Origin of the sequence: Kitasatospora sp. NPDC127121 (assembly GCF_042677305.1) — a bacterium.
GTDB lineage: Bacteria > Actinomycetota > Actinomycetes > Streptomycetales > Streptomycetaceae > Kitasatospora.
The window spans coordinates 1-11,122 of sequence record NZ_JBHXTQ010000137.1 but is presented as its reverse complement, the minus strand read 5'-3'; the positions used below and the strand labels follow the sequence as shown (position 1 = coordinate 11,122).

The window sequence follows — 11,122 nt, the reverse complement described above, 5'->3', positions numbered from 1 at the left end:
GCCCGGGAGGTCCCGGGCAGCGCCGCCGGTGCGTCATGCGGTGGCCGTCAGCGCAGCTCGGCGCGCCCTCAGCGCAGCTCGGCGCGCCCTCAGCGCGCCGTCTGCGGGACGCGCTGCCCCGGGACGGCCGGCCTGGCGGCCTTGCGGCCGGCGGCCGGGGCGGCGCCCAGGGCGGTGCCCCGGGTCTCCTCGGCCCACAGCACGCACACCAGCAGGCCGACCACGGTGGTGCCGGCCGCGATGAGCATGGTCGGGCCGGTGCCCAGCCCGGACAGCGACAGCGGCAGCAGGTAGGTGCCGACGGCCGCGCCGATCCGGCTCACCGAGGTCGCCACGCCCACCGCCGTCGCCCGGATCTCGGTGGGGAAGAGCTCGTTGGGGTAGGTCCAGTCGAGGACGTTGGGCCCGCCGCACAGGAAGGCGTACGCGCACAGCGCCGTCAGGGCGATGGCCGCCGGAGCGGTGGGCCACACGCCCAGCAGGGCCAGCGGGACGGCCATCAGGGCGAACGACCAGATGATGACGGGGCGCCGGCCGCGGGTGTCGATCAGGCGCAGCGCCGGGAAGCAGCCGAGCAGGAAGACGAGGCTGATCAGCCCGGTGCCCAGGGTCTCCATCACGGTGCCGCCGGGCATGCCGAAGGAGGAGAGGATCTGCGGGCCGAAGGTGAGCATCGCGAACAGCGGGCCGACCTGGCAGAGGAAGAACAGGCCGCAGAACAGGGTGCGGCGCCGGTAGGGCGGGGTCATCAGCAGGCGCAGCCCGCCGGGGCGGCCGCGCTCGGCCGGGTCGGGCATCAGCTCGCGGCCGTCCACCCGTACGCCGAGGTGCTTCTCGACCACGCGCACCGCGTCGCCGACCCGCCCGTGGGCGGCCAGCCAGCGCGGGGACTCCGGCGTACCGCGACGGATCACCAGGAACACCACGCACAGCACCGTGGAACTCGCGAGCATCCACCGCCAACTGCCGGGCCCGGCCAGCTCCAGGAACGCGTAGCCCACCACGTAGGCGAGCACGGAGCCAGCGTACCAGGCGATGATCTGCTGACCGAGCAGCCGCCCGCGCTGCTTGGCGGGCAGCCACTCGGCGAGCAGGGACGTGGCGATGGGGTAGTCGGCGGCCACGGCCATGCCGAGCACGAAGCGCAGCACGGCGATCGCCCACACCGTGTCGACCCAGAAGGAGAGCACCGAGCAGGCGACCATCACGAGCAGGTCGGCGGTGTACATCACCTCCCGGCCGATCCGGTCGGTCAGCACGCCGAAGAGCGCGCCGCCGACGAACATGCCCACCAGCGCGGCGGCGCCGATCAGGCTGACCTCCGCGGTGGACAGGCCGAGCTCGGGTCGCATCCCGATCAGGGCGACGCCGACGATGCTCAGGATGTAGCCGTCGAGCAGCGGCCCACCGGAACAGGCGAGGGCCAGTCTCCGGTGGAAGGCGGTATACGGGGCGTTGTCGATGGTCTGGGACATGTGCTGGGGGTCCTCCGGAGCGTACGGCGGCGGATGGCCCGCTCACCGTGCGCCGGGTAGACGGCAAGAAAAGACGCCGTCCGGCGGACGGCGCCATCACCCGCTCACACCGGGCGACCGTCCACGGTTGCCCGGGTACGAGGGGGCCGCCACCGGGCCGAAGGTCGGCCGGAGTCGCGACCAAGGTCCCGAAGCGGACAGGACCTCGGACCGTGTCGCGACCCCGCCCGCCCAGTCCTGCCGGGCCCTGCCGCCGCCCGGGCACCCGCCCGCCCGCCGGGCGTGACCCTTCTCACCCGGAGGCCCCCGAGGGCCCCGATCGTGTGACCGGCGCCACATTCGGCCGTGTCGCCGGCGGGCGCACCGGCCCGCGCCCGCCGAACGGCGCGGCCCGGTGCGCGCCCGCGTCCGCTACGCGGGCGCGCCCTCCGCCGGCCCGCCGTCGGCCAGCCGCAGCCACCGCTGCACGCCGATCCCGTGCAGGAACCGCTCGTCGTGGCTGACCACCACGAAGGCCCCCCGGTAGGAGTTCAGGGCGCTCTCCAGCTGGGCCGCGCCCGCCAGGTCGAGGCGCTGCGAGAGGTAGGCGGTGCGCCCTTCGGCCCGCCGCACGTCGCCGCCCTCGGGGGTGAGGTCCCCGCTGAGCAGGCGCAGCAGGGTGCTCTTGCCCGCGCCGTTGGGGCCGGTGAGCGCGATGCGCTCGGGGCCGCGCACCGTCAGGTCGACGCCCCGGCCGGTGAACACCTCCCGGTCGCCGAGCCGCACGCGCAGCCGCTCGCCGAGGAAGAGGGTGCGTCCGGCGGGCACGGTGGTGTCGGGCAGGTCCAGCGCGAGGCGCTGCTCCTCGCGCAGTGCGCGCCCGGCCTCGTCCAGCCGGGCCTTCGCCTCACCGACCCGCTCGGCGTGCATCTGGCCGGCCCGTCCGGCGGATTCCTGGGCGCCGCGCTTCATGGTGCCGGCGAAGATGCGGGGCAGGCCGGCGCTCTTCAGGTTGCGGGCGGCGTTGCCCTGGCGGTGTTCGGCGCGTTCGCGGGCCTGCTGCATCTCCCGCTTCTCGCGGCGCAGTTCCTGCTCGGCGTTGCGCACGTTCTTCTCGGCGGTCTCCCGCTCGGCCCGTACGGCTTCCTCGTACGCGGTGAAGTTGCCGCCGTGGAAGCGCAGTTCGCCGCGGTCGAGTTCGGCGATCCGCTCCATCCGGTCGAGCAGGGCGCGGTCGTGGCTGACCAGGAGCAGGCCGCCGCGGAAGTCGTCCAGGGCGTCGTGGAGACGGTGGCGGTTCGAGCAGACGACGAGAGCGCCGGACATGGAGGTGGCCTCACAGGGGGGCAGGGCGCGGCGCAGCAGACAGCCGGCGCCCGGGGGCAGACGGATGGGAGGAGGGCGCGACGACGGGGCCACGCCGACGGTGCTTCCACGCACCGGTCGGTGGCCTGCCGGGTCCGGGACTCACCCGGAGATGTCGTCGTCCACCACCACGTCTGGTCTCCTCGGCATACGGACGGTCGAAGTCCGCGCAAGTGTAGCCACCGGCTGCCAGGCACGCACGGCATTTATCCGGCGGCCGCCACCCCTGTGCCACCGGTGATCGTGCTGCGCAGGAAGTCGGTGGGGTCGACTTCCTGTGCCTCATGGGCGGGTGGCTTGGGCTGCTTGGGTGGCTTGGGTGCGGCAGTGGGTGAGGGCGCACTTGAGGCGGGGGTCGGGGTTGGTGGTGGTGAGGAGTTCGCCGGCGGTGGTGAGGGTGGTCCAGTAGGCGGTGGGGTCGCCGGTGCGGGGGAGGGGTGGGGTGGTGATGAGGGAGAGGTAGGCGGTGGTGAGGTTGCCGGTGGTGAACCAGCGGTTGAGGCCGTGGTGGTGGCCGGGTCGGATGTCGCCGTGGGCGTTGACGGCGGTGAGGAGGTGGTCGATGACGGTGCGTTGGGTGGGGGTGAGGGTGGCGGGGATGTCGAAGATGCCGAGGGCTTCGAGGAGTTCGCCGGTGTCGGTTTCGGAGTCGGGGCGGGGGTTGGCGAGGAGGGCGTCGTGGCAGTCGTCGAGGCGGCGGGTGGTCTCGGTGTGGGGGATGGCGAGGGCGAGGCAGACGGCTTGGGCGGCGGGTCGGGGTTGGTGGCCGAGGCGGGCGAGGAGGGCGTAGGTGGCGGCGGGGGTGGCGCCGCGGGAGAGGGTGTGTTTGGCGAGGTTGGTGAGGTGCATGGGTGGTGCGGCTTTCAGACGGTGGCGGGGGTGACGGGCGACGAAGGTGCGGGGCGGCGGGTTGTGAGCATGGCGGGTGCCTCAAGAAGGATTGTGCGGGGGAGTCCTGGTGGGGAGAAGGGGGATGCCGTCGCCATGCTCCCAGGAGTCCCAGGCGTCTTCGACCGCTTGACCAGCGGTCGGCGCCGCGTCTGCACTCGTCGTCGTCGCCGTCCGCAGCGGCGAGTTCGGCGACGTCTGAAACCGCAGGCCCGGACCGCTCACCGGTCCGGGCCTGCGCGCCGTCACGAGCCGGCGGTGGCCGCCTCCAGCGTGGTGGCCATCACCGGGCTGGTGAAGGTGTTCGTCGCATCCCCCGTGGAGGGGTGGTAGGAGCCCCACTTGAGGTAGTTGCGGTCGCCGTCCCAGGTGGTGCCCTTGAAGGTGTCCGAGCCGGTGGTGAAGGTCTGCTTCACGCCGTCGAACCAGAAGTCGATGGTGCCGTCGGTGCGGCCCAGGCGGATCTTCAGCGCGTACGAGTGCCACGTGTTGTTGGCCGTCTGCGCGGTCCACAGGGAGTGCGCGACGTGGTCGGTGTCCCACTCCTGGAGGCGGACGCGCCCGTTGACGATGTCGATCTCGATCGGGTGGTTGGCCGTGCCGGTGCTCGGCGAGCACTTGAGCTGGAAGACGTACCGGCTGTTGGTGTCCTTGATGTCCACCTTGGACGACCAGCCGAGGTAGAAGGTGTCGCCCTCCTTCAGGTCCGGGCTGAGCGTCTCGCAGCGCTCCTCGCCGGCGGCCTGGAAGGCCCGCCACACGCTGCCCTTGACGGAGTCCTTGACGACGCCGAAGTTGCCGGCCGCGCACTGGACCGCCTTGAACGAGGACGGGCCGGTGCTGGTGCTCGGCGTCCACAGGACCTTGCCCGCGTCGGCGGCGGAGGCCTGGCCGCCGCAGGTGAGCGCGAACGTGGCGAGGGCGGCGGCCGCGGCGGCGGTCTTGCGGCGCTGGGTCAGAAGGGACATGCCTCTCCCGGGGGGATGAGTGGCGCGGGGCGGGGGACGGGTGTACGCGGCGATTCGACCACCGCCCGGCCCGTCCGGCCAGACGGAACGGCCGACGGAAGAGCCTTTTCGGACACTTCCGCCGGCCGTCCTGTCGACCTGAACCCGAACCCGGGCCCGTCCGTTACGGGTTGCGCGGCCCCTCAGCACCCTCGGAGCCCTCGGAGCCCTCGTCGTAGGAGGAGGTGCCCTCGTCCAGCAGCGGCTCCTGCGTCTTGAGGTGCGCGGGGGCCAGCGCCCGCAGCGTGTGGTAGCCGGTGATGACGACCAGGGTGCCCAGCGCGATGCCGCTGAGGCTGAAGGTGTCGGTGAACTTCAGGGTGACGTTGCCGATGCCGATGATGATGCCCGCGGCGGCCGGCACCAGGTTCAGCGGGTTGCGCAGGTCCACCTTGGACTTGATCCAGATCTGCGCGCCGAGCAGGCCGATCATGCCGTACAGGATGACGGTGATGCCGCCGAGCACCCCGCCGGGGATCGCGGCCACGACGGCGCCGAACTTCGGGCAGACGCCGAACAGCAGCGCGAAGCCGGCCGCGGCCCAGTAGGCGGCGGTGGAGTAGACCCGGGTGGCGGCCATGACGCCGATGTTCTCGGAGTAGGTGGTGTTCGGCGGGCCGCCGAGCGCGGTGGAGAGCATGGAGCCGACGCCGTCGGCGGAGATCGCGACGCCGAGCTTGTCGTCCAGCGTCTGGCCGGTCATCTCGCCCACGGCCTTGACGTGCCCGGCGTTCTCCGCGACGAGCGCGATCACCACGGGCAGGGCGACCAGGATCGCGGACCACTGGAAGGAGGGGCCGTGGAAGTCGGGCAGGCCGATCCAGTCCGCCTTGCCGACGCCCGACAGGTCCAGGCGCCAGTGGTCGGTGAGGTGGCCGCCCGCGTCCACCGAGTGGATCTTGCCGAAGACCCGGTCGAACAGCCAGGAGATCCCGTACCCGAAGAGCAGCCCGAGGAAGATCGCCACGCGCGACCAGAAGCCCCGCAGGCACACCACGGCCAGACCGGTGAACAGCATCACCAGCAGCGCCGTCCACTGGTCCTGCGGCCAGTAGGTCGACGCGGTGACGGGGGCGAGGTTGAAGCCGATCAGCATGACGACCGCGCCGGTCACGATCGGCGGCATCGCCGCGTGGATGATCCGCGCCCCGAACCGCTGGACCGCGAGGCCCACCAGGAACAGTGCCGCGCCCACCACGAACACCGCACCGGTCACGGTCGCGCTGGTGCCGCCCTGCGCCCGGATCACCGCGGCCACGCCCACGAAGGACAGCGAGCAGCCGAGGTAGCTGGGCACCCGGCCGCGGGTGGCCAGCAGGAAGATGATCGTCGAGACGCCGGACATCATGATCGCCAGGTTGGGGTTGAGCCCCATCAGCACGGGCGCCACGAAGCTCGCGCCGAACATGGCCACCACGTGCTGGGCGCCGAGCCCTGCCGTGCGGGGCCAGGAGAGCCGTTCGTCGGGGCGGACGACCGCCCCCGGCGCGGGCGTACGCCCGTCACCGTGCAGCTTCCAGCGCACGCCGAGATCCATGGTGGGGGTTCGCTTTCTCTGTACTTCCGGTGAACTGTCCGCACCATTCTCCCGGTCGCCGGGCCTGCCGCGCGCACCCGGCCCGGCCTTGACCTGCGCACTCGCGCGGCCCGGGGGCGGCGCAGCCGGCTCACAGCAGCTCGGCCCGGGCGGCCTGGATGCCCGCCTGGAACCGGGTCCGGGCCCCGAAGCGGTCCATCAGCTCCCGCACCCAGCGCTGCACCGTCCGGGTGGACACCCCCAGCTGGCGGGCGATCGACTCGTCGGTGAGCCCCGCCGCGAGCAGCGGGAGCAGTTGGCGGTGCCGGTCCTCCGGATTCTCCTCCGGCAGGGCGGGCAGCCGCATCGCCTGCGCCCAGTACAGCTCGAACAGTCCGGCGAGCGCGTCCAGCAGGGTGGAGGGCCGGATCAGCAGCACGCTCTGCAGCTCGGTGCCCGCGCTGACCGGCAGCAGCGCCCAGCGGTCGTCCAACAGCGCCAGCTTCAGCGGCAGTTCGGTGTGCACCCGGGCCTGCTCCCCGGCCGTGGCGAAGGAGTGGATCTCCGCCAGGCGCTCCGGATCGCGCAGCACCCGGCTGTGGTACACCACCCTGGTCGTCACCCCCCGTGCCAGCAGGGCCAGTTCGGTCTGCGGATCACTGCGCCGGATGTACGGGGGCCGGTCCAGGACCCGCAGCCGCTCGCGCACCCCGAACTGGAGGGTGCGCCACAGCTCGGCGACCGATCTGCGCCCGCAGATCACCTCGACCGGCGCGTCGGAGCCGGTGCCGTCCCGGCCCTGCCGGTAGGTGCGCATCAGCTCGCCCATCCGGCCCCGGGCGCGCCGCAGTTCGACCTCGCGCCGCAGCAGCAGCTCCTCCACCGCCACGTCGGGCGGCACCGCCGCCCAGGCCCCGGCCGTGCAGGCCTCCACCAGCCCTTGCGCGGCCAGCGAGACCAGTGCCGCGAGCACGATCGAGGCCTGGAGGTTCATCTGGGCGGCCAGCCACTGCGGGTCGGCGGCCTGGACGCCGAGCAGCCGCAGGTAGAGCTGTTCCTCGACCGCGCCGAGGCCGAGTCCGGCGAGCATGCCCGTCCCCGACACTGCGTCCTCCTCGTCCTGCACCGCCAGTGGACGAGCCGACTGTGCGCCACTCGGTGCCCGAAATCAAGGGATTGATCGGGCGACATGTTCCCGCCATGTCGGGTTCCTGCCCACGCGGCTCCCTTCCCGGCCCGCCCGCGGCGCCCGCAAGCTGGGCGGCACCCCCTCAACTCCCAGTGAAGGAGCCCCCCATGGCCCTTTCCCGCACCGGCCGGCTCGTGCTCGCCGCCCTGCTGGCCCTCCCGGCCGCCGCGGCCGCGACCCCCGCGACGGCCGCCCCCGCCACCCCCGCCACCCACGCCGCCGCGCACGGCTACGGCTCCGCGCACCGCTTCGGCCACGGCGCCCGCTACGACGGCGGAGTCTGGGGCGGCTACGTCGCCCAGGGCAGCGGCTTCCAGAGCGTCTCCGGCTCCTGGACCATGCCCGCCGTGCAGTGCAACACCGCCAACGACCTGTTCGCCCCCTGGGTCGGGATCGACGGCTACGGCTCGCAGACCGTCGAGCAGACCGGTGTCCAGGCCGACTGCTCCAGCGGCTCCCCGGTCTACTCGGCCTGGTACGAGATGTACCCGGCCCCGCCGCAGTACTTCAGCGACCCGGTGGACGCCGGTGACAGCTTCACCGCCTCGGTGGTCAACAGCGGCGGTTCCAGCTACGCCCTGCAGATCACCGACAACACCAAGGGCTGGACCGAGACCACCACCCAGCAGCTCGACGGCCAGAACGTCAGCGCCGAGGCCGTGATCGAGTCCCCGAGCCAGAGCTACCCCTCCTTCAGCCGCCTGGACTTCTCCGGCGTCACGGTCAACGGCCAGGTCTTCGACGGCTACTCCCCGCAGGCCATCGACAGCGGCCCCTACACCGAGACCCCGCTCAGCAACGGCTCCTTCGCGATAGTCCCCGCCTGACCCGCCCCGCCTGACCCGCCCGGCCTGACCCGCCCGGCCTGACCCGTTCCACTCGACCCGCCTGCGAGCCCGTCTGCGAGCCCGCCCCGGCCCCCGCCTTCCCGTGGGGGCCGGGGCGGGCTCGTGTCCCAGAGGGACTCATGTCCCAATGGGACATTTCCGGGTGTACGGTGGCTCCCGTGACCACCGAGAAGGCCGAGCACACCACCGAGGGACGGCGTGACCGCAAGGCGCGCCGCACCCGCGAGTCACTGGCCGCCGCCGCCCTCCAGCTGGTGCTGGACCGCGGCCTGGCCGCCGTCTCCGTCGAGGACGTCACCGACCGGGCCGACGTCTCCCGCCGCACCTTCAGCCGGTACTTCGCCTCCCGCGAGGACGCCGTGCTGGACTGCCTGCGCGCCGACTTCGGCCGGATCAACGCGGCGCTGGCGGCCCGCCCCGCCGCCGAGACCCCGGTGGCCGCCTACCGCGCGGCGCTGCGGATCTGGCTGGGCGACGAGCGGGACCCGGCCTGGCACCGGCGCCCCGGTGTGCGGGAGCTGTTCGGCCTGATCGCCGCCGAGCCCTCGCTGACCGCCGCCTACCGGCGGATCTGCGTCGACGAGGAGGAGGCCTCCATCCGGATCGCCGCCGCCCGCCTCGGCCTGGACGCGGAGTACGACCTGCGCCCGGCCGTCGCCGTCGGCCTCGGCGTGGCGGCCCTCCAGGCCGCCTCCCGCGCCTGGGTCCGCCACCCCGTCGGCGCCGACGAGCCGGATCTGCCCGACCTCGTGGAACGGGCCTTCGACCTGCTCGCCGCCGAACCGCCCCCCGACGGCCCGGCGGCCTGAACCACCGCGCCCACCCGGCGCACCCGCACGAAAGGACGTACGCCATGACCGGCACCGACCACCCCCAGGAGTTCACCGGCAAGGCCGCACTGGTCACCGGTGGTGCCTCCGGCATCGGCCTCGCCGTGGCCCGCCGCCTGGCGGCCGGCGGCGCGGCCGTCGCCGTCGCCGACTTCGACCTGGAGGGCGCCCGCAGGGCCGCCGCCGAACTGGAGGCCGCCGGCGTCCGGGCCCTGGCGATCGGGACGGACGTCACCGACCCGGAGTCGGTGCGGGCCGCCGTCCAGGCCGCCGTGGACGGCCTCGGCGCCCTGCACCTGGCCGTCAACAACGCCGGCATCAGCGGCGCGAAGGCCCCCACCGGCGCGTACGAGCCCGAGCAGTGGCGCCGGGTCCTGGCCACCAACCTCGACGGCGTCTTCTACTCGCTGCGCTACGAGATCCCCGCCATCCTGGCGGCCGGCGGCGGCGCCGTCGTCAACATGGCCTCGATCCTGGGCACCAACGGCTTCGCCGGCTCGCCCGCCTACGCGGCCGCCAAGCACGGCGTGGTCGGCCTGACCAAGACCGCCGCCCTGGAGTACGCCGCGCAGGGCGTGCGGATCAACGCCGTCGGCCCGGGCTTCATCGACACCCCGCTGCTGAGCGCGGCCGACGAGGAGGCCCGTCAGGCGCTGGTCGCCCTGCACCCGGCCGGCCGGCTCGGCCGCGCCGAGGAGGTCGCCGAACTGACCGCCTTCCTGCTCTCCGACCGGGCCTCCTTCATCCATGGCAGCTACCACCTGGTCGACGGCGCCTACGCGGCCCGCTGACCGGCCCGCTGCCCAGGCCCGTCCGGTGGCCGGGGCAGCGCAACCGGGGGGACAGTCGAGTTCGGGGGCAGAGAGAGGGAGTCCGAAACCCATGAAGGCAGTCCAGTACCGCAGCGTCGGCGCCGCCCCCGAGGTGGTCACCGTCCCCGATCCGGAGCCCGGCCCCGGCCAGGTCCTGCTCAAGGTCACCGCGGCGGGGGTGTGCCACTCCGACATCGCCGTGATGAGCATGCCCGCCGAGCGGCTGTCCTTCCCCCTGCCGCTCACCCTCGGGCACGAGGGCGTCGGCACCGTGGCCGCGCTCGGCGCGGGCGTGACCGGCCTGGCCGAGGGCGAAGCGGTCGCCGTCTACGGGCCGTGGGGCTGCGGCAGCTGCGCCAAGTGCGCGGAGGGCAAGGAGAACTACTGCCTGCGCGCCGCCGAACTGGGCATCCGCCCGCCCGGCCTGGGCGCCCCCGGGGCGATGGCCGAGTACATGGTGGTGGACAGCCCCCGGCACCTGGTGCCGCTCGGCGGCCTCGACCCGGTCCGGGCCGTGCCGCTCACGGACGCCGGCCTGACCCCGTATCACGCCATCAAGCGCTCGCTCGGCAAGCTGACGCCCGGCAGCACTGCTGTGGTGATCGGCACCGGAGGCCTGGGCCACGTCGCGATCCAGCTGCTGCGCGCGATGACCGCGGCCCGGGTGATCGCCCTGGACGTGACGGAGGAGAAGCTCGCGCTGGCCCGCAGCGTCGGCGCGCACGAGACGGTCCGCTCCGACGCCTCCGCGCCCGCCCGGGTGCGCGAACTCACCGGCGGCATCGGCGCCCAGGTGGTGCTGGACTTCGTCGGCGCCCCGCCCACGGCAGCCGCGGCCGGCGCGATGGTGGCGGTGGAGGGCGACGTGACGATCGTCGGCCTCGGCGGCGGCACCCTGGCCGTCGGCTTCGGCGCCCTGCCGTACGAGGTCTCGGTGTCCTCCCCGTACTGGGGCACCCGCGCCGAGCTGATCGAGGTCCTCGACCTCGCCCGGGCCGGCGCGGTGGACGTGCACGTCGAGACCTACGGGATCGACGAGGCGCCGCTCGCCTACGAGCGTCTGCACAGCGGCCGGATCAACGGGCGCGCCGTCATCCTCCCCAACGGCTGACGGCTGACGGCTGACGGCTGGGGCCCGCGGGCCCCCGGCCCCCCCCCGGGGGGGGGGGGCCCGGGGCGGGCGCACCGGGGGGCGGGGGGGGCCGGGACAAAA

General features: G+C 73.8%; 9 protein-coding genes and 1 pseudogene. 4 read left to right on the top strand and 6 right to left on the bottom strand.

Annotated elements, in window-relative coordinates; all coding sequences use genetic code 11:
• Positions 1-89: 89 nt before the first annotated feature.
• The 6 genes and pseudogenes from ACFVHI_RS36400 to ACFVHI_RS36375 all read right to left on the bottom strand — a co-directional run bounded on the left by ACFVHI_RS36400 (position 90) and on the right by ACFVHI_RS36375 (position 7,335).
• Positions 90-1,475 carry an MFS transporter gene (locus ACFVHI_RS36400; protein WP_063350346.1) on the bottom strand — a complete coding sequence of 462 codons (1,386 nt, stop codon included), beginning with the start codon at positions 1,473-1,475 and terminating at the stop codon, positions 90-92.
• Positions 1,476-1,886: 411 nt separating this feature from the next.
• Positions 1,887-2,750, bottom strand: a pseudogene (locus tag ACFVHI_RS36395) (ATP-binding cassette domain-containing protein); the annotation flags it as partial.
• A gap of 351 nt (positions 2,751-3,101) precedes the next feature.
• Positions 3,102-3,668 (bottom strand): hypothetical protein, encoded by a 567-nt coding sequence (locus ACFVHI_RS36390; RefSeq protein ID WP_063350347.1) that lies wholly within the window; start codon positions 3,666-3,668, stop codon positions 3,102-3,104.
• Positions 3,669-3,952: 284 nt separating this feature from the next.
• Positions 3,953-4,675 (bottom strand): hypothetical protein, encoded by a 723-nt coding sequence (locus ACFVHI_RS36385; protein WP_380346304.1) that lies wholly within the window; start codon positions 4,673-4,675, stop codon positions 3,953-3,955.
• A 163-nt stretch (positions 4,676-4,838) separates the two neighbouring features.
• Positions 4,839-6,251 carry a uracil-xanthine permease family protein gene (locus tag ACFVHI_RS36380; protein WP_380346303.1) on the bottom strand — a complete coding sequence of 471 codons (1,413 nt, stop codon included), beginning with the start codon at positions 6,249-6,251 and terminating at the stop codon, positions 4,839-4,841.
• Positions 6,252-6,381: 130 nt separating this feature from the next.
• Complete coding sequence (locus ACFVHI_RS36375) at positions 6,382-7,335, bottom strand: LuxR C-terminal-related transcriptional regulator (protein ID WP_380346301.1); 954 nt, start codon at positions 7,333-7,335, stop codon at positions 6,382-6,384.
• Between the two features lie 191 nt (positions 7,336-7,526).
• Between ACFVHI_RS36375 and ACFVHI_RS36370 the strand changes: the two genes are divergently transcribed.
• From ACFVHI_RS36370 to ACFVHI_RS36355, 4 genes are all read left to right on the top strand, one after another.
• On the top strand, positions 7,527-8,246 hold the full coding sequence (locus tag ACFVHI_RS36370) for a G1 family glutamic endopeptidase (RefSeq protein ID WP_380346299.1): 720 nt from the start codon (positions 7,527-7,529) through the stop codon (positions 8,244-8,246).
• A gap of 179 nt (positions 8,247-8,425) precedes the next feature.
• Positions 8,426-9,076, top strand: coding sequence for a TetR family transcriptional regulator (locus ACFVHI_RS36365; RefSeq protein ID WP_063350352.1), 651 nt, complete (start codon positions 8,426-8,428; stop codon positions 9,074-9,076).
• 44 nt (positions 9,077-9,120) lie between these two features.
• On the top strand, positions 9,121-9,888 hold the full coding sequence (locus ACFVHI_RS36360) for an SDR family NAD(P)-dependent oxidoreductase (protein WP_380346297.1): 768 nt from the start codon (positions 9,121-9,123) through the stop codon (positions 9,886-9,888).
• Between the two features lie 91 nt (positions 9,889-9,979).
• The gene (locus tag ACFVHI_RS36355) at positions 9,980-11,020 is read left to right on the top strand and encodes an NAD(P)-dependent alcohol dehydrogenase (protein ID WP_380346295.1); all 1,041 of its coding nucleotides are present in this window, start codon (positions 9,980-9,982) and stop codon (positions 11,018-11,020) included.
• The last annotated feature ends 102 nt before the right edge of the window (positions 11,021-11,122 follow it).

What these genes read in the sequence shown, in the direction of transcription:
- ACFVHI_RS36390 (WP_063350347.1), bottom strand. Translation starts at nt 3,668, where the DNA reads ATGCACCTCACCAACCTCGCCAAACACACCCTCTCCCGCGGCGCCACC.
- ACFVHI_RS36355 (WP_380346295.1), top strand. Translation starts at nt 9,980, where the DNA reads ATGAAGGCAGTCCAGTACCGCAGCGTCGGCGCCGCCCCCGAGGTGGTC.
- ACFVHI_RS36370 (WP_380346299.1), top strand. Translation starts at nt 7,527, where the DNA reads ATGGCCCTTTCCCGCACCGGCCGGCTCGTGCTCGCCGCCCTGCTGGCC.
- ACFVHI_RS36400 (WP_063350346.1), bottom strand. Translation starts at nt 1,475, where the DNA reads ATGTCCCAGACCATCGACAACGCCCCGTATACCGCCTTCCACCGGAGA.
- ACFVHI_RS36380 (WP_380346303.1), bottom strand. Translation starts at nt 6,251, where the DNA reads ATGGATCTCGGCGTGCGCTGGAAGCTGCACGGTGACGGGCGTACGCCC.
- ACFVHI_RS36385 (WP_380346304.1), bottom strand. Translation starts at nt 4,675, where the DNA reads ATGTCCCTTCTGACCCAGCGCCGCAAGACCGCCGCCGCGGCCGCCGCC.
- ACFVHI_RS36360 (WP_380346297.1), top strand. Translation starts at nt 9,121, where the DNA reads ATGACCGGCACCGACCACCCCCAGGAGTTCACCGGCAAGGCCGCACTG.